Source organism: Nonomuraea maheshkhaliensis, assembly GCF_039529435.1.
GTDB lineage: Bacteria > Actinomycetota > Actinomycetes > Streptosporangiales > Streptosporangiaceae > Nonomuraea > Nonomuraea maheshkhaliensis.
This window is the reverse complement of sequence record NZ_BAAAMU010000080.1, coordinates 1-17,560: the sequence shown is the minus strand read 5'-3', so window position 1 is coordinate 17,560 and position 17,560 is coordinate 1. Positions and strand designations below refer to the sequence as shown.

The 17,560-nt window shown below is 70.5% G+C and carries 14 protein-coding genes; 5 read left to right on the top strand and 9 right to left on the bottom strand.

Annotated features, from left to right (window positions below; translation table 11 throughout):
* Window positions 1–20 precede the first annotated feature (20 nt).
* Window positions 21–2,966, top strand: coding sequence for a DEAD/DEAH box helicase (locus tag ABFX54_RS38205; RefSeq protein ID WP_346111656.1), 2,946 nt, complete (start codon window positions 21–23; stop codon window positions 2,964–2,966).
* Entirely contained in the window at window positions 2,966–3,736 is a 771-nt protein-coding gene (locus ABFX54_RS38200; RefSeq protein WP_346111655.1) for an SWIM zinc finger family protein, read from the top strand. Before ABFX54_RS38205 ends, ABFX54_RS38200 begins: the two co-directional genes overlap by 1 nt.
* A gap of 54 nt (window positions 3,737–3,790) precedes the next feature.
* Here ABFX54_RS38200 and ABFX54_RS38195 read toward each other — a convergent pair whose 3' ends face one another.
* From ABFX54_RS38195 to ctaD, 8 genes are all read right to left on the bottom strand, one after another.
* Window positions 3,791–4,729 (bottom strand): diacylglycerol/lipid kinase family protein, encoded by a 939-nt coding sequence (locus tag ABFX54_RS38195; RefSeq protein WP_346111654.1) that lies wholly within the window; start codon window positions 4,727–4,729, stop codon window positions 3,791–3,793.
* 46 nt (window positions 4,730–4,775) lie between these two features.
* Complete coding sequence (locus tag ABFX54_RS38190; RefSeq protein ID WP_346111652.1) at window positions 4,776–7,517, bottom strand: immune inhibitor A domain-containing protein; 2,742 nt, start codon at window positions 7,515–7,517, stop codon at window positions 4,776–4,778.
* Window positions 7,518–7,629: 112 nt separating this feature from the next.
* A complete protein-coding gene (frdD, locus tag ABFX54_RS38185) occupies window positions 7,630–8,001 on the bottom strand; it encodes a fumarate reductase subunit FrdD (protein WP_346111651.1) in 372 nt (123 codons plus the stop codon).
* 17 nt (window positions 8,002–8,018) lie between these two features.
* Window positions 8,019–8,420: a hypothetical protein gene (locus tag ABFX54_RS38180; RefSeq protein ID WP_346111650.1), complete on the bottom strand. Its 402-nt coding sequence runs from the start codon at window positions 8,418–8,420 to the stop codon at window positions 8,019–8,021.
* Window positions 8,417–9,175 (bottom strand): succinate dehydrogenase iron-sulfur subunit, encoded by a 759-nt coding sequence (gene sdhB, locus ABFX54_RS38175; protein ID WP_346111649.1) that lies wholly within the window; start codon window positions 9,173–9,175, stop codon window positions 8,417–8,419. The genes ABFX54_RS38180 and sdhB overlap by 4 nt, the downstream gene beginning before the upstream one ends.
* Window positions 9,168–10,904 carry a fumarate reductase (quinol) flavoprotein subunit gene (gene frdA / locus ABFX54_RS38170; RefSeq protein WP_346111648.1) on the bottom strand — a complete coding sequence of 579 codons (1,737 nt, stop codon included), beginning with the start codon at window positions 10,902–10,904 and terminating at the stop codon, window positions 9,168–9,170. The genes sdhB and frdA overlap by 8 nt, the downstream gene beginning before the upstream one ends.
* Before the next feature lie 5 nt (window positions 10,905–10,909).
* Complete coding sequence (locus ABFX54_RS38165; RefSeq protein WP_346111646.1) at window positions 10,910–11,143, bottom strand: hypothetical protein; 234 nt, start codon at window positions 11,141–11,143, stop codon at window positions 10,910–10,912.
* A gap of 34 nt (window positions 11,144–11,177) precedes the next feature.
* The gene (ctaD, locus tag ABFX54_RS38160) at window positions 11,178–12,815 is read right to left on the bottom strand and encodes an aa3-type cytochrome oxidase subunit I (protein ID WP_346111688.1); all 1,638 of its coding nucleotides are present in this window, start codon (window positions 12,813–12,815) and stop codon (window positions 11,178–11,180) included.
* Window positions 12,816–13,041: 226 nt separating this feature from the next.
* Here ctaD and ABFX54_RS38155 point away from each other — a divergent pair, with 226 nt between their 5' ends.
* On the top strand, window positions 13,042–14,322 hold the full coding sequence (locus tag ABFX54_RS38155) for an aspartate aminotransferase type Ic (protein ID WP_346111645.1): 1,281 nt from the start codon (window positions 13,042–13,044) through the stop codon (window positions 14,320–14,322).
* A 12-nt stretch (window positions 14,323–14,334) separates the two neighbouring features.
* On the opposite strand, the gene ABFX54_RS38150 is transcribed toward ABFX54_RS38155, so the two are convergent.
* Window positions 14,335–14,913 (bottom strand): hypothetical protein, encoded by a 579-nt coding sequence (locus ABFX54_RS38150; RefSeq protein WP_346111643.1) that lies wholly within the window; start codon window positions 14,911–14,913, stop codon window positions 14,335–14,337.
* Between the two features lie 112 nt (window positions 14,914–15,025).
* On the opposite strand from ABFX54_RS38150, the gene ABFX54_RS38145 reads away from it, so the two are divergent.
* Together ABFX54_RS38145 and ABFX54_RS38140 are read left to right on the top strand one after the other, a co-directional pair.
* Entirely contained in the window at window positions 15,026–16,387 is a 1,362-nt protein-coding gene (locus ABFX54_RS38145; RefSeq protein ID WP_346111642.1) for an FAD-binding oxidoreductase, read from the top strand.
* Window positions 16,388–16,652: 265 nt separating this feature from the next.
* Window positions 16,653–17,560 (top strand): serine/threonine-protein kinase (locus ABFX54_RS38140; RefSeq protein WP_346111641.1); only part of this gene is annotated, 908 nt, incomplete at its 3' end.

Below are 17,560 nucleotides of genomic sequence, written 5' to 3'. Positions count from 1 at the left end.
GGTGGCGGTAGCCTGCCCGGGTGCTGGTACACGGGGTGTGGACGACGGACGGCCTCGCCTTCTGGGCGGAGACCACCGACCCCACGTCCCCCGCACCCGGCGCGGTGCGGCCGCATCCCTTCGCCGCGCCGGCGGAGGAGGTCGCCGCCGAGCTCGGCCTGGACGACGCCCCGTCCCGGACGCTGGAGCTGCTGCTGCCCGGGTCGGCAAAGGAGCCGCTGCCGTCGCCGGAGACCGGGCGGCTGGCGGAGGTGTCGCGGCCGAGGCTGCGCCTGTGGCGGGTGCCGGTCGTGGTCCCCGCCGTCCCCGACGCGCTCGACGCGCTGGCCGCCCGCACCGGCACCGCGACGATGCGCCACTGGGCCGCCGTCGCCGCCTTCGCCCGCGACCTGGTACGCCGGGGCCGCGTCCTCCCCCGCCTGATCCGCCCCGAGCAGCCGGAGAGCACCCCGGCCGGAAACGATCCCGACGGCATGGGGATGTGGGCCGTCGCGCCCGACGACGCCAGGGCCGGATGGCGACCGGTGCTGACCGGGGCCGACGCCGCCTACTTCCGTGAGCTGGCCCTGGCCATGCCGCCCGCCTGCCGTACCTCCGCCACCGAACGCCCCTCCGCCGAGGTGCTCGGACAGGCCCTGGAGACGTTCGCCGACGCCGTGGCGCGCGCGACGCTGACCGCCCCGCTGATCGCCGGAAAGCCCAGGACCACCCGGGAACGCTGGCTGGCCGCGCTCTCCGGCGACGCCCCCGCCTGCCCCGACGACCCCGAGCTGCACGACGAGCTGGAACGCTGGCACGACTCGGTGGTGGCCGCCGAAGGCGCGACGCGCGTGTGCTTCCGCCTGCTGGAGCCGGAAGACACCGACGACTGGCAGGTCGAGCTGGCCTTGCAGGCCACCGACGACCCCAGCCTGTACGTCCCGGCCGCCGCCCTCTGGGACGGCGTGACGGGGCTGCCCGGAAGGCCGGAACGCGACCTGCTGACCGGGCTCGGCCGCGCGGTCAGGCTCTACCCCGAGCTCGACCGCGCCCTGCGCGTCCCCGAGCCGAGCGTGCTGGAGCTGGACACGGCGGGCGCGTTCGGCTTCCTGCGCTCGGCCGCGCCGCTGCTGCAGGCGGCCGGGTTCGGGGTGCAGCTGCCACGCTGGGCGGGCCGCACCCGGCTGGGGCTGAAGCTGACCACCAGGACCAAGACGCAGTCGGCCGCCGCCGGCCAGGGCTTCGGCATGGCGGAGCTGCTGGACTTCCGCGTCGATCTCGCGGTGGGCGAGGAGACGATCAGCGAGGAGGAGCTGGCCGAGCTGGCCCGCCTCAAGGTGCCGCTGGTCAGGGTGCGCGGCCAGTGGGTGGAGCTGGACGACAGGCAGCTCAAGGCGGCGTTGCGGGCCGTCGAGGGCGGCCGTACGGGTGAGGCGAGCGCCGCCGACCTGCTGCGCGAGATCGTCCAGAGCGACGACGAGCTGCCGCTGCTTTCGGTGGACGCCGACGGCGCGCTCGGCGACCTGCTGTCCGGGCAGGCCGAGCGGCGGCTGACCCCGCTGGCCACGCCGCCGGGCCTGGACGCCACGCTGCGGCCGTACCAGGAGCGGGGGCTGGCCTGGCTGAGCTTCCTGTCCGGGCTGGGCCTCGGCGGGGTGCTCGCCGACGACATGGGCCTGGGCAAGACGATCACCACGCTGGCGCTGCTCGTGCACGAAGGGCCCGGCGCGCCGACTCTGCTGGTGTGCCCGATGTCGCTGGTGGGCAACTGGCAGCGGGAGGCGGCCAGGTTCGCGCCGGACCTGCGGGTGTACGTGCACCACGGCAGCGGCAGGGACGCGGCCGAGATCGAGGGCGCCGACCTGGTGATCACCACGTACGGCACCGCCCAGCGCGACCTGGAGACGCTCAAGGAGCACACCTGGCGCAGGGTCGTGTGCGACGAGGCCCAGGCGATCAAGAACAGCGGCACGCTGCAGGCCAGGGCGGTGCGCGCGATCCCCGCGGAGAGCAGGCTCGCGCTGACCGGCACCCCGGTGGAGAACCACCTGGCCGAGCTCTGGTCGATCATGGAGTTCGCCAACCCGGGGCTGCTGGGGCCGCGCGCGCGGTTCAGGACCCGGTTCCAGGAGCCGATCGAGGCCCGCCAGGACGAGCAGGCGGCCAGGGCGCTGAAGCAGGCGACGGGCCCGTTCATCCTGCGCCGCCTCAAGACCGACAGGTCCATCATCTCCGACCTGCCGGAGAAGCTGGAGGTCAAGGAGTGGTGCCCGCTCACCACCGAGCAGGCCACGCTCTACCAGGCCGTCGTGGACGACATGCTGGCCAGGATCAACGACAGCGAGGGCATCGAGCGGCGCGGCCTGGTGCTGTCGGCCATGGCCCGGCTCAAGCAGGTCTGCAACCATCCCGCCCACCTGCTCAAGGACGGCTCCAGGCTGGCGGGCAGGTCGGGCAAGCTGGCTCGCCTGGAGCAGCTGGCCGAGGAGATCCTGGCCGAGGGCGAGAAGGCGCTGCTGTTCACCCAGTACGCGGAGTTCGGCACGATGCTCCAGCCCTACCTGGCCCAGCGGCTGGAGCGGCCGGTCCTGTGGCTGCACGGCGGCCTGCCGAAGAAGACCCGTGACCGCCTGGTGGACCGCTTCCAGCACGACGACGAGCCGACGCTGTTCGTGCTCTCGCTCAAGGCGGCCGGCGTCGGGCTCAACCTGACGGCCGCGAACCACGTCATCCACGTGGACCGCTGGTGGAACCCGGCCGTCGAGGACCAGGCGACCGACCGCGCGTTCCGGATCGGCCAGCGCAAGAACGTCCAGGTGCGCAAGCTCATCTGCGCCGGCACCCTGGAGGAGCGCGTGGACGAGATGATCGAACGGAAGAAGGCGCTGGCCGAGCGGGTCGTCGGCACCGGCGAGGAGTGGCTGACGGACCTGTCGACCGAGGAGCTGCGCGAGGTGTTCGCGCTGACAGCCGAAGGGGTGAGCTGATGCCCGGCTGGTACGGCGGCGGCGGCCCGATCAGGGTCGAGCACGGTCTCAAGGCCCGCACGCGGCGCGGCAGCATCGGCTCCACCTGGTGGTCGCGCCGGTTCATCGACATCCTGGAGCGCATCTGCGACAAGGGCCGCCTCACGCGCGGCCGCGCCTACGCCCGCCAGGGCCAGGTGCTGTCGATCGACCTGTCCGCCGGTGAGGTCAGGGCCGCCGTGCAGGGGTCGCGGCGGCAGCCGTACGCGGTCGTGGTGCGGATCGAGGCGTACGACGAGCGGCGCTGGACGGCCGTCGAGGAGTCGATCGCGGCGCAGGCCGTCTACCGGGCCAAGCTGCTGGCGGGCGAGATGCCGCCGGAGATCGAGGAGCTGTTCGCGGCGATGGGGCTCGACCTGTTCCCGCGCGACCTCGACATGGACTGCTCGTGCCCCGACTGGGGTTTCCCGTGCAAGCACCTGTCGGCGGTGCTCTACCTGCTGGCGGAGTCGTTCGACGACGATCCGTTCCTGGTGCTGGCCTGGCGCGGCCGGACCCGCGAGCAGCTGCTCGGCTCACTCGCCGACGAGCCGGCGACCGCCGGGCTGTCGGTGACGGACGTGCCGTTCGCCGACCGCCTGGCCGACTTCTACGCCCCCGGAGCCACGGCCCACCGCCCGGAACGACGCCCCACGCCGGCCGCCCCCGACCTGCTGCTGCGCGTCTTCCCACCGCCCGGCGACCTCACTCGCCCGCTCACGCGGGCCTACCAAGGCTTCGCCGACGCCTGACGCCGAGCCGGCGCCCGAGACGGAGCCGATCGCCTGAGGCCGGCCTTCAGGCGATCAGCGGTCGTCGAAGTCGGCGGGGACCATGACGCGGACCCCGTTCGGCACCACGCGGAGCCGGATCGGGGTGCGCAGCCGCACCTCGCCGTCCACGTCGGCGGCCATCGGCGGGTCGGTCTCCAGGAGCATCTCCCGCCCCGTCACGAACGGCCCGCCCGCGAGGCTGCGCCAGCGGCCGGTGGTCGCCCTGATCAGGGTCTCGCCGAGCAGGCGCAGCTTCTTGCCCGAGCCCAGCTGGTAGGCGACCAGCATGCCGTTGTCGATGCTGATGTCCCTGGCCACCTGCCAGCCGCCGTGGAAGCGGCCGTTGGCGATGTTGAGCTGGTGGGTGAGCAACTCGTGGCGCTCGCCCTCGACCGTGATGTAGGCGCGGAACGGCGTGTGGCCGGGCAGGATCGTCAGCGCCGTGAGCGGGTAGGCGGGGCGGCCCACGATGCGCTTGAGCCACGGCTTGACCTTGCCCGCCACCTCGACGGAGACGCCGAAGCTGGCCAGGTTGGCGAACGGCCGGTCGTCGGCCATGCCGAGGTCGATGTCGGCCACCTTGCCCTCGGCGAACACCTTGATCGCGCCGGCCAGGTCGAGCGGCAGGCCGAGGCTGCGGGCGAAGTTGTTGGTGGTGCCGAGCGGCAGCACGCCGAGCGCGACGTCGCGGTGGGCGACGTGGCGTACGGCGGAGGACAGGGTGCCGTCGCCGCCGCCGACGATGAGCAGGTCGGGGTCGGTGGCGAGGGCGGTGTCGAGCAGGTCGCGCAGCCGTTTGGGGTTGTAGACCGACAGCTCCGCCAGCGGCTCGAACCCGAGGTTGTGGATCTGCTCGATCACCTCGAAGTAGTGGCGGCGCCCGCGCCGCGAGCGAGTGTTCACCACCACCGCCACCCGGCGATCACGCTGGATCGCCTGGGTGTGCTCGTCTTTGGTGCGCAATTCGCTCATGGTCATCAATGTTAGGGCCGCCGGGCGGGCCCGGCGGCCCCTTGATTCACTTCTTCGGCGGGACCACGTGGACGATCGCGCCGAGGTTGCCCGGCAGCGGGCTCACCAGCTTGAACTGCACGCCCAGCGCCTTGCCCTCGTCACCGGGGTTTCCGGTGCCGAGCGTCGAGCCTGCGGCCACCTGGCCGTACAGCTCAGTGGCGGGGGTGCCGTCCTGGTGCACCACGCGGGTGGAGTAGCGCTGGTCGCCCTTGGAGGGCACGACCACCGAAGCGTCGACGTCCCGGTAGAACAGGCCGGTGCCGATCTGCTCGATGCCCGGGTACCAGGTCTTGGCGTCGGTGAAGGTGGAGACGCCCTTCTGCGCGGGGAAGTCCGTGCAGTAGGCGCTGTACGGCTCGTCCGCCGCCTCCAGGCACTCCTTGAACGGGTACGTCTTGCCGAACCCGAACGCGGCGTTCGAGGTCTGGACGCGCCCTTGCAGGTTCTTGTTGAGCGTCGGGTCCTTCGTGGCCGCTGTGCCGGTGCGGCGGAGCGGCTCGTAGTGGGAATCGACGACCAGCAGGCTGCCCTTGGGGCCGATGCTCGGCGACTGCGTGACGGTCGATCCGACGTTGTTGTTGACGAACGTCGAGTCGCGGTACCACACCAGCAGGCCGGGCGCGTTGTACTTCACCTTCTGCACCTTCCACGCCCCCTCGCGGAGGTAGTCGGTGTCGTAGGTGTACTGCAGGCCCTTGTCGAAGCCGTCGAAGTTGCGCCACTCGGCGAGGTAGAAGCGGGAGATCTCGCGCTCGCCGTTGTTGCGGGTCCAGCCGGCTCCGCTGGTGTTGGTGAACGTGCCGCCGACGGGCTTCCAGCCGGCGTCGCTCTCGACGTCGTCGCTCCAGACGGAGGTGCCGCCGTTGGTGAGCTCGAAGTCGTCGGCGTGCCAGCCGCGCTCCTGGAAGGCGGCGTCGGAGTTGAACGTCAGCCGCAGCTTGACGCTCTGCCCGGCGAACGGCGTGAGGTTCACGTAGTCGTGCCGCCAGCCGCCGCTGTCACCGGTGAGGCCGTACTTCTTGTCGCCGAACGTCTTGAGGTTCTTGTTCGGGTCCGGGTAGTCGTCGGCCGTGCTGACCTCGTTGCCGGCCTCGTCGAAGACCTTCTGCTGGGTCCACGTCTCGCCGCCGTCGGTGGAGACCTCGACGAAGCCGAAGTCCCAGTCCTGCTCGATGACGTAGTTGTTCCACATCCAGAACTTCACGTCGGTCCCGGCGGGGACGGGCACGTCGCGGGTCAGAGTGAGGTTCGCCCAGTCCTGGTCGAGGCCGCTCCACCAGGCGTTGGAGCCGCTGTGCACGTCGATCATCTTCAGCGGCGTGGAGGCCAGGTTGACCCGGACGCCGTCCTCGGTGAGCTTGGGCGTGCGCGAGGACTGGCCGACCGTGACGAGCTTGGCGGCGTCACCCGGGTTGAACGTCTTCGGGTTGGCCCAGCCGAGGACCCACTTGTCCCACAGGCCCATGTGCGTCGGCATCGACTGGAAGATCGGGCCGGAGTGGGAGCCGCTGGACATGAGGTCCCAGAAGTCCACGGCCGAGCTGGCCGCGCCCGAGGTGTCGTACAGGTCGGGCAGGCCGAGGTCGTGGCCGTACTCGTGGGCGAAGACGCCGACGCCGGAGTCCTCGGGCTGCACGATGTAGTTCGAGATCTTCTTGTCGGTGCCGGGGATCTTGTAGCCGCCCGCGACCGCGCTGGAGTGCGCCCAGATCGCGTACGTGCCCTGGGCGCCGCCGTCGGAGGACTTGTCCTTGCCGGCGTGCACGAGCACCAGGTGGTCGATGACGCCGTCGGGCTCGGTGAAGTTGCCGTCGCCGTCGGCGTCGGAGATGTCCTCGACGTCGTAGTCGGCCCACGGGAAGTCGGGCTGCGCGGCGGCCAGGGCCTCGACCGTGTCGATCGGCAGCTGCTGGGCGCCGAGCGGGTTGTCCGGGTGGCCGGACATGTCCTGCGGCGCGCCACCGCAGGCCGCGGCGCCGTAGTACGCCTCGGAGTGGGGCACCTTGATCCAGCCGACCGCGGAGCCGGTGACGGAGTAGGCCCCCTTCGACATCTCCTCGTACATCTTCTTCATGGTCTGGCCGGAGATGTCGATGCCGCGCTTGCCGTCGCGCGGGTCCTTCAGGTCCGGGCGCACGCGCTCGGTGATGCCCTTGTCCGTGTAGAGCATCTTGTTGAAGTGCGCGGTGCTGAAGTCCTTGACCCAGAAGGAGTTGTTGTCCTTCTGCGGCAGCGTCGCCGGGTCGGGGATGTTGTTGTGCAGCGGGCCGTTGAGCAGCGTGCCGGCCGGCTCGACGGCGCAGTCGTTCGGCGCGCTGTTGACCGTGCGCAGCCGGTTGAAGCCGGAGAAGTCGTCGTTGGCCTGGTCGTTGAACTCGACGAGCACGGTGAGGAGCTTGGCCGTGCGGGTCTGCTTGGAGTTCTTGAAGATCCATTCAGCGGGGTTGCGGCCGGACTTGACGGCCTGCCGCTCGCGGGCGGCGAGAATGCGGCCGGCCGCCGGGTTTCCGCTGCTGAACTTGCGGTCGAACTTCTGCGCCGGGCTGAGCGAACGGGCCCGCTGGTCGGCGACCGCGGGGTCCTTTACTTCCTTCTCCACCTGCGGAGGCGCGTAATTGATGTAGAAGTCGGAGGCCGTGGGCTCGTAGACCGCGACGGAGCTCGCCTGCGCGGCGGGCACGGACAACGCGGCGCCGAGCAGGGCCACCGCGGGAAGTGTTGCTAACAGGCGCTTTGTGCTGGGCACCAGGAACCCTCTCTGCCCGGGATCGCCGGGCGCATGGCCATAGGGTGTGCAATGCCGGACGTTAGAGGGTGCGTCAACGAGTCGTAAAGTACGTTGTTGAAACGTGATAAAACTACGACATTTCCACCATCAATGCAGCGGCGACCACCCCGCCCGCGACGGCTCCGCCGTAACAGAGCAGCGCGATCAGCGGGTCGAACCTGGCGATGCCGAAGAGCTCCTCGCTGGTGTGCCGGATGCGGTGCGCGGCGTGGAAGAGACACAGCACGACGACCACCACCAGCCCCACCCGGACCAGCACGCCGTCCAGCAGCGCCCGCAGGTGCTCGGCCGTGGGCCAGGCCACGACGCCGAGCGGCATGAGCACCCCGAACAGCAGCACCAGCATGGGCAGCAGCAGCGCCGCCACCACTCCCCCGCCGCTGAACAGCAGCCACAGGTACGGCTCCGGCGTGCGCCTCGCCGAGCCGCCTCCACGCCCCACCGGACCCCTCTCGCGCCTCACTGGAACCCCCTCAGGACGAAGAACGCGATGATCGCCGACACCGCCAGCCACAACGAGTGGTTGCCGCCCTGGATCAGCCACGCGGGCAGCCGGTAGCCGTCCAGCCGCACCACGGTGGCCTTGGGCGCGAGGTTGAGGAACGTGATCGCGTGGAAGCACGTCGCGGCCAGCGCCAGCACGTTGATCGCGATCATCCACGGACGGGCGGCCAGCGCCGCGAACTCCGCCAGGCTCCCGCCCAGCACCGCGTCCACGAGCAGCAGCAGGAAGACGACCGCCCAGGCCACGAAGACGCTGGTCAGCTCGCGCAGCACGAAGACGGTGTAGGCGCGGCTGCGGGCGAACCAGAAGGCGTCGCGCCGCGGCCGGTAGTCGCCGGGGGTGACGGCGTTCTTCATCGCCGGCTCCACGGCAGCACCGAGCGCAGGGCCGCGGTCAGCTTGTAACGCTGGATGGCCTCGGCCGGATCCACGTGCTTGGGGCAGACGCTGGTGCACTCGCCGACGAACGTGCAGCCCCACACCGAGTCCTCCAGGTTGAGCACGTCGAACCGGTCGCCCATGTCCCGCGAGTCCAGGTTGTAGCGCTGGGCGAGCGCCATGGCCGCCGGGCCGAGGAAGTCGGGGTCGAGCACGTAGACGGGGCAGGCCGAGTAACACAGCAGGCAGTTGATGCACATGCTGTACTGCTTGTACGCCTCCAGCTGCTCGGGCGTCTGGGCGTACTCGGCCGTCAGCGGCGGCTCCTCCCCCTCCCTGATCAGCCAGGGCCGCACGGACGACAGCTTGGCCAGGAAGTCGTCGATGTCCACGACCAGGTCCCTGATCACGGGGAAGCCCTTGAGCGGCTCGATCCTGACCGGCCCCTCGCCGTACTCGGTCAGGAAGGTGCCGCAGGTCAGCCGGGGTTCGCCGTTGACGTTCATGCCGCACGAACCGCACACGCCCATCCGGCACGACCACCGGTAGGACAGGCTGCCGTCGAGCCGGTCCTTGATGTAGTTGAGCCCGTCGAGCACCGCCCAGTCGGCCATGAGCGGCACCTCGTAGTCCTGGAACACCGGCTCGGCGTCCTCGCCCGGCCGGTAACGGGAGACCTCCATGCGGATCGTGCGCGTGCCCGCCCGGCGTACCGCCTCGGTGGTGTCAGTCACGGCCGTAGACCCTTTCTCCCGGAGGCCAGCGGGTGATCGTCACGGGCAGCAGCCCGACGGACGGTGCGCCGTCGGGCGCGCGGTGCACGAGCGAATGGGCCAGGTACGTCTCGTCGTCCCTGGCGGTGAAGTCGGTGCGCTGGTGCGCGCCGCGCGACTCCTGCCTGTTCAGTGCGCAGGCCACCACGGTCTGCGCGATCTCCAGCATGGCGTGCAGCTCCTGAAGGCTGATCAGCTCGGTGTTGAAGGCGGTGCTGGTGTCGTCGACGCGCGCCTCCTGGGCGCGCTCACGCAGGTCCGCGAGCGTGTCGGCGGCCTTGGCCAGCACGTCTCCCGCGCGGTAGATGCCGGCGGCTCCCTCCAGCGTGTGCTGCATCCGCTCGCGCAGGTCGGCGATCCGCTCACCGTGGCTGCTGCCCCCGCGCACGCGTTCCAACCGCCGCCGCTCGTCCTCCCCCTGGGCGCGTACGGCCGCCACCTGCGCCGCGCCGGCGTGCGACCTGGCGAACGCGGCGGCGGCGATCCCGGCCCTGCGGCCGAAGACGAGGATCTCCGGCAGCGAGTTGGAGCCGAGCCGGTTGGCACCGTTGATGCTCACGCACGCCGTCTCCCCGGCCGCGAACAGGCCGGCGATCGGGGTGGCGCCGTCGATGTCGGTGTGGACGCCGCCCATCATGTAGTGCGCGACGGGCCGCACGGGGATGAGGTCGGTGGCCGGGTCGAGGTTCTGGTAGCTGCGGCACAGCTCGCGCACGAACGGGATCCTGGTGTCGATCTTCGACTCACCGAGGTGGCGCAGGTCGAGGTAGACGACGGGCCCGTACGGGGTGTCCACCGTGCGGCCTTTCTCCTGCTCGTGCACGAACGCCTGCGACAGCCGGTCGCGCGGCCCGAGCTCCATGCTGCGCAGCTTCGGCGTGGGCGTGGGACTGCCGAGGTCGTAGTCCTGGAGGTAGCGGTAGCCGTCCTTGTTGATCAGCCAGCCGCCCTCCGCCCTGGCCGCCTCGGTGATGAGGATGCCGGTGAAGGGCAGGCCGGTGGGGTGGTACTGGACGAACTCCATGTCCTTCAGCGGCGCGCCCTCGCGGTAGGCCAGGGCCATGCCGTCGCCCGTCTTGATGGCGGCGTTGGTGGTGAAGGGGAAGATCCTGCCGCAGCCGCCGGTGGCCAGCACGACGGTTCTGGCGGGGATGGTCTCGATGCGGCCGGTCCTGATCTCGACGGCCACGACGCCGTGGACCCGGCCGTCGTCGACGACGAGCTTGGTGACGTACCACTCGTCGTACCTGATGATGTCCTGATATTTCAGGGTGGTTTGGAAGAGCGTGTGCAGGAGGTGGAAGCCGGTCTTGTCGGCGGCGTACCAGGTGCGCATCTTCTTCATCCCGCCGAACGGGCGCACCGCGACCCGGCCGTCGCTCTCCCGGCTCCACGGGCAGCCCCAGTGCTCCAGCTGGATCAGCTCCTTGGGCGCCTCCGACACGAACGCCTCCACCGCGTCCTGGTCGCAGAGCCAGTCGCCGCCCGAGATCGTGTCGTAGCAGTGCTCGTCGAGCGTGTCGCCGGCGCCGATCACGGCGGCGGCGCCGCCCTCGGCGGAGACGGTGTGGCTGCGCATCGGATAGACCTTCGACACGACCGCCACCCTGAGCGAGGGATCGGTCTCGGCGACCGCGATCGCCGCCCGCAGCCCCGCTCCGCCTCCCCCGACGATGAGCACATCGATCATTGGGGTCACACTCCGTGGTCCGGTTGGATCGGGTCCTTCACCCGCTTGCCGTCGTGGCGGATGGCGGACAGGTGGATGCTGCCGTCGTGGTACTCGTGGCGGATCCTGCGGCAGCCGCAGTCGAAGAGCTGATCCCGGATGACCAGGCCGTAACCGTCGTCGTCGAGAAGACGTTCACCGCCCGACTTCTTCCCGCAGGGGGCCGTCTCGGGGTCGAAGGGAGTCTTCGTGCCGGTCATCGCCGATCTCCTTAGATGGGCGAAACATGGGGGGTCAGCCGGGCTCGTCCTGACGCGGCAGCAGCTCAGGGGCGCCGTCCGTGCTCTCCTGGCCGCTTGCCGGGGTCTCGTCCGGCTCGTGCGGGTAGTGCAGGTCGAACGCGGGCCGCTCGGAGCGGATGCTCGGCATGCTGGTGAAGTTGTGGCGCGGCGGCGGGCAGCTCGTGGCCCATTCCAGGGACCCGCCGTAGCCCCACGGGTCGTCGAGCGTGACCTTGGGCGCGTGCCTGGCGGTCTTCCAGACGTTGTAGAGGAACGGCAGCGTCGAGGCGCCCAGCAGGAACGCGCCGACCGAGGAGATCTGGTTGAGCGCCGTGAAGCCGTCGGCCTGGCTGTAGTCGGCGTAGCGCCTGGGCATCCCGGCCTGGCCGAGCCAGTGCTGGATGAGGAACGTGGTGTGGAAGCCGAGGAACAGCGTCCAGAAGTGCACCTTGCCCAGCCGGTCGTCCAGCATCCGGCCGGTCATCTTCGGCCACCAGAAGTAGAACCCGGCGAACATGGCGAACACCACCGTGCCGAAGACCACGTAGTGGAAGTGGGCGACGACGAAATAGCTGTCGGTGATGTGGAAGTCCAGCGGCGGCGAGGCCAGGATGACCCCGGTCAGCCCGCCGAGCAGGAACGTCACCAGGAAGCCCACCGCGAACAGCATGGGCGGCTCGAAGCTCAGATGGCCCCGCCACATCGTGCCGATCCAGTTGAAGAACTTCACGCCCGTCGGCACCGCGATGAGGAACGTCATGAACGAGAAGAACGGCAGCAGCACCTGCCCGGTCGGGAACATGTGGTGCGCCCAGACGGTCATCGACAGCCCGGCGATGGCGATGGTGGCGCCGATCAGGCTCATGTAGCCGAAGATCGGCTTGCGGCTGAAGACCGGGATGACCTCGGTGACGATGCCGAAGAAGGGCAGCGCGATGATGTAGACCTCGGGGTGGCCGAAGAACCAGAACAGGTGCTGCCAGAGCAGCGGCCCGCCGTTCTCGGCCAGGAAGACCTGCGTGCCGAGCTTGCGGTCCGACTCCAGCACCAGCAGCGCCGCCGCCAGCACGGGGAAGGCCATCAGCACGAGCATGCTGGTCAGCAGCACGTTCCAGGTGAAGATCGGCATCCGGAACATGGTCATGCCGGGCGCGCGCATGCCGATGATCGTGGTGATGAAGTTGACCGCGCCGAGGATCGTGCCGAGGCCCGACAGGGCCAGGCCCATGATCCACAGGTCCGCGCCGACCTGCGGCGAGTACACGACGTCCGACAGCGGCGTGTACGCGAACCAGCCGAAGTCGGCCGCCCCGCCCGGCGTGAGGAACCCCGCCACCACCATGAGCCCGCCGAACAGGAACAGCCAGTAGGCGACCGCGTTGAGCCGGGGGAAGGCCACGTCGGGCGCGCCGATCTGCAGCGGCATGACCACGTTGGCGAACCCGGCGAACAGCGGCGTGGCGAACAGCAGCAGCATCACCGTGCCGTGGATGGTGAACAGCTGGTTGTACTGCTGCTGGTTGACGAGCTGCATGCCGGGCGCGGCCAGCTCGGCCCTGATGACCATGGCCATGACGCCCGCCAGGAGGAAGAACCCGAACGAGGTGATCAGGTAGAGGTAGCCGATGACCTTGTGGTCGGTCGTCGACATCCAGGAGGCGATGACGGTCCCGGTGCGGCGGCGCCTGACCTGCTCGATCGAGGTCTCGCGAACAGTCGTCACGGGTGCTCCCTCCGACGCGGAGTTGTGCCTGCCCCGATCTACCCATTCCACGTCAACGATCGCCGCTCGGGAAGGCGTTCTTTGACATTCGCCACCGAAAGCTTTGGCGATCACCCCCGGAGCCCCCCGGCGGGGGGGCCGCCGGGGTGTCCAGATGGCGGATATCGAGCGGTCCACCTGGCGGCGTCTTCTATCCTTCGATAGCCGAAGCCGAACCGAGGAGATGATCGTGACCGCTCAGCGTGACTACGCCGACCTCGTCCAGCGGGGCCTCTCGCTCGACCTGACCCGGGGCAAGCCGTCACCGCGCCAGCTCGATCTCTCCAACGCCATGCTCACGCTGCCGGCGTCCTACCGGGCGGCAGACGGCAGCGACGGCCGCAACTACGGCAACCTCCAGGGGCTGGCCGAGCTGCGCGAGCTGTTCGCGCCGCTGATCCAGGTTCCGGCCGGTCAGCTCGTCGTCGGGGGCAACGCCAGCCTGGCCCTCATGCATGACACGATCGTGCACGCGCTGCTGAGCCCGGTGCCCGGGGCCGCGCGCCGGTGGATCGAGGAGCCGGAGATCACGTTCCTGTGCCCGGTCCCTGGCTATGACCGGCATTTCACCATCTGTGAGCGGCTCGGGATCAAGATGGTCAGCGTCCCGATGACCGCCGACGGCCCCGACATGGACGTCGTCGAGCGCCTGGTCGCGAGCGACGCGAGCGTCAAGGGCATGTGGTGCGTGCCGAAGTACAGCAACCCCACCGGCGTCACCTACAGCGACGAGACCGTGCGCCGGCTGGCCGCCATGACCACCGCCGCCCCCGACTTCCGCGTCTTCTGGGACAACGCCTACGCCGTCCATCACCTCACCGACACCCCCGACGAGCTGGCCGACCTGCTCGCCCTCAGCGCCGAGCACGGCCACCCCGACCGCGTGTTCGTCTACGCCTCGACCTCGAAGGTGACGCTGGCCGGCGCGGGCGTGTCGTTCTTCGGCTCCTCGCCGGAGAACGTGAAGTGGTTCCTGCACAACACCTCGAAGCAGTCCATCGGGCCCGACAAGATCAACCAGCTTCGCCACGTGGAGTTCCTGCGCGACGGCGCCGGCGTGGCCGGGCACATGCGGCGGCACGCCGAGCTGGTCGGGCCGAAGTTCGAGCTGGTGGACAAGGTGCTGAGCGAGCGGCTCGGCGGCCTGGCCACCTGGACCAGCCCCAAGGGCGGCTACTTCGTCAGCCTGGAGGTGCCGCACGCCGCCGAGGTGGTGGCCAGGGCCAAGGCGGCCGGGATCGCGCTGACGCCCGCGGGCGCCACGCACCCGTACGGGAAGGACCCTGACGACCGCACGATCAGGATCGCGCCGACCTTCCCCGAACTGGACGAGCTGGAGCAGGCCATCGACGGGCTGGCGACCTGCGTGCGACTGGTCGCCGACGAGCGGGGCTGAGCCCGCCCGCCGTCATCTGGGGGCGCCGCCGTTCCTGAAGCCGAAGATGTACTCGCGCGTCTCGCTCGGATGGAACGGGACGCCGACACCCGGCTCGAAGGCGACGTTGTCGCGGGGGCAGTAATGGAGGCGTTCCCAGACGGCCAGGGCTTTCTCCCTGGCCGGCGCCTCCTGCGTGTCGCGCTTGCGGGCGCCGTACGAGCCGAGCACGTTCAGCAGCCCGAGCCCCCAGAACAGGCCCGTCAGGCAGAACGGCGCCAGCAGCACCTCGCCCCAGCGCGGGTCCTGACCCATCGCGATCACCAGCGACACGACCAGATGCACCAGGGCCGCCACCAGCAGCAGCACGTAGCCCTGGTTCCTGGCCCACGGCGTGTAGTGGCGGGCGGGGAACGACAGCCAGACCGCGAGCTGCGTCCGGCTCATGACGTGTTTCGACGCGCCGAGCGAGGCCGCCGTCGGCAGATCGGCGATCTCACGCGTCCCCGGTAACCTGACCCGCCCGATCCTGTACGTGGTACCGGCGGCGACCGCCCCGGGAACCGCAACGACCTGGCCGGTCTCCGAGCACACCGGGCACCTGACTTCCACCCGGGCAGTCTGGCCTTAAGGAACGCACTGCGCAAACCGTCCGTCACACCGCGCGGGCGGGCGGCGCCGCCCGGCGCTTTCCCGCGCCGGGAGTGCGCCTAGGGTGCATAGTGTGAGACCGATCGATGCCCTGGTGAACTCCCTGCCCGAAGCCCGCGTCATCACCGACCCCGACGTGATCGACTCCTACGCCCGTGACCGCACGTTCCTGGAGCCGGGCAAGCCGCTCGGCGTGGTGCTCGCCGCCTCGCGCGACGACGTGGTGACCACCCTGCGCTGGGCCACCGAGCACCGGGTGCCGGTGGTGCCCAGGGGCGGGGGCACCGGACTGGCCGGCGCCTCGGTCGCCGGTGACGGCTCGATCGTGCTGTCGCTGGCCAGGATGACGGCGATCAGGGAGCTGTCTCCGGCCGACGAGATCGCCGTCGTCGAGCCCGGCGTCATCACCGCCGACCTCGACCGGGCCGCCAGGGAACACGGGCTCATGTACGCGCCCGACCCGTCCTCGTACGAGATCTCCACCATCGGCGGCAACCTGGCCACCAACGCGGGCGGGCTGCGCTGCGTGAAGTACGGCGTGACCAGGGACTCGGCGCTCGGCCTTGAGGTCGTGCTGGCCGACGGCCGGGTCATGAACACCGGCCGGCGCACGATGAAGGGCGTCACCGGCTACGACCTGACCGGCCTGTTCGTCGGCTCGGAAGGCACGCTCGGCGTGATCACCGCCGCCACGGTGCGGCTGCGCCGCGCGCCGGCCGCGCCGCCCGCGACGTTCGCCGCCGAGTTCGGGTCGCTGCGCGACGCGGGCGCGGCCGTCTCGGCGATCATGGCGGCCGGCTGCCAGCCGTCGCTCATGGAGCTGCTCGACCGGGCCACCCTGGAGGCCATCGACGAGTGGCGCAACATCGGCCTCGAACCCGGCACGCAGGCCATGCTGATCGGCCAGTCCGACGCCGCCGACAGCCAGGCCATGGCAGCGCGCATGGAGGCGATCTGCACCGCGAACGGGGCCTCGTTCGTGGCCGTGTCCTCCAGCCCGGAGGAGGCCGACGAGCTGATCGGGCTGCGCCGGCTGGCGTACGGGGCCAAGGAGCGGCAGGGCGCGTGCCTGGTCGAGGACGTGTGCGTGCCCCGGTCGGCGCTGCCCGACATGATCACCGCGATCGAGGCGGCGGCGGTCAGGCACGGGGTGCGGATCGCCACGGTGGCGCACGCGGGCGACGGCAACGTGCACCCGGTCTTCATCTTCGAGCACGGGTCCGTGGAGCCGCCGCCCGAGGTGTGGGCGGCGGCGGACGAGGTGTTCAAGCGGGCGCTGGAGTTCGGCGGCACGCTCACCGGGGAGCACGGGGTGGGGCTGCTGAAGCGGCGCTGGCTGGGGCTGGAGGCCGGGCCGGTGGCGGAGGAGGTGCAGCGGGGCATCAAGGCCGTCTTCGACCCGCTCGGCATCCTCAACCCGGGCAAGGCGATCTGACGTACGCCGGCCCGATCGGCGTTCGCCGCCCCCGGCGCGTTCGAGCGCTCGTTGATCGCGGCCACGGTGAGGCGATCTGACGTCCGACGCAAATCGATCTTGCCTTGACCAAGCCGTGACTTCGGTCACTGATGCGCACTCGACCTGCGACGAAACGCTGACTTTGCCCGTCAAAACATGAATCTTCTGACAGGTCCGGCAGACGCCCCGTCTGTCGCGCTGGTAGCGTTTTGCCTCATCTATTGGGTGGTAATGGGGGTCCGACGTGAATCAGTTCCAGCCGTTGGCGGCGGACGACCCGCGGCGGCTGGGGGCGTTCGACATCGTCGCCCGGCTCGGCGAGGGCGGCCAGGGCGTTGTCTATCTCGGCAAGAGCGACTCCGGTGAGCAGGTCGCGGTCAAGCTGCTGCACCACGCTCTGGTGGCCGACACCGACGCCAGGACGCGGTTCCTGCGCGAGGTCGCGGTGGCCCAGCGGGTGGCCAGGTTCTGCACCGCTCCAGTGCTGCACGCCGACCTCGACGGGAGCCGGCCGTACATCGTGAGCGAGTTCGTCCCGGGGCCGTCGCTCCGGGAGCTCGTGATCAACGAGGGGCCGCGGCGGGGCGCGGCGCTCGAACGCCTGGCGATCAGTACGGCCACCGCGCTCGCGGCCATCCACCGTGCCGGGATCCTGCACCGCGACTTCAAGCCCGCCAACGTCCTCATGGGGCCCGAGGGTCCCGTCGTGATCGACTTCGGCATCGCCCGCGCCCTCGACTCCCCCGGCGCGACCGCCACCGGCATGGCCATGGGGACGCCCTCGTACCTGGCGCCCGAGCAGCTCAGCGGGGCGGCGGTGTCCGAGGCGGCCGACGTGTTCGCGTGGGGCGTCACGATGGTGTTCGCCGCGACGGGCAAGCCCGCGTTCGGCGCCGACTCCATCCCCGTCGTGATGAACCGGATCCTCAACGAGGAGCCGGAGCTCGAGCAGATGGAGGGCGGGGTCCTCGGAGACCTGGTGGCCGCCTGCCTGTCGAAGGACCCGTCCCAGCGGCCCAGCGCCGACGAGCTGATCGTGCACCTGACCGGCCAGCCGGCCCCGAACGCGGCCGTCGAGCCGGTCACGGGCCGCCAGAAGACGGCCGGCGCCGCCGCGGCGGGTGCCGCCGCGAGTGGCGCGGGCGGCCAGGG

Coding starts and splice junctions, on each gene's coding strand:
- ABFX54_RS38200 (WP_346111655.1), top strand. CDS start 2,966: ATGCCCGGCTGGTACGGCGGCGGCGGCCCGATCAGGGTCGAGCACGGT.
- ABFX54_RS38195 (WP_346111654.1), bottom strand. CDS start 4,729: ATGAGCGAATTGCGCACCAAAGACGAGCACACCCAGGCGATCCAGCGT.
- ABFX54_RS38180 (WP_346111650.1), bottom strand. CDS start 8,420: ATGAAGAACGCCGTCACCCCCGGCGACTACCGGCCGCGGCGCGACGCC.
- frdA (WP_346111648.1), bottom strand. CDS start 10,904: ATGATCGATGTGCTCATCGTCGGGGGAGGCGGAGCGGGGCTGCGGGCG.
- ABFX54_RS38165 (WP_346111646.1), bottom strand. CDS start 11,143: ATGACCGGCACGAAGACTCCCTTCGACCCCGAGACGGCCCCCTGCGGG.
- ctaD (WP_346111688.1), bottom strand. CDS start 12,815: ATGTCGACGACCGACCACAAGGTCATCGGCTACCTCTACCTGATCACC.
- ABFX54_RS38155 (WP_346111645.1), top strand. CDS start 13,042: ATGGCGGATATCGAGCGGTCCACCTGGCGGCGTCTTCTATCCTTCGAT.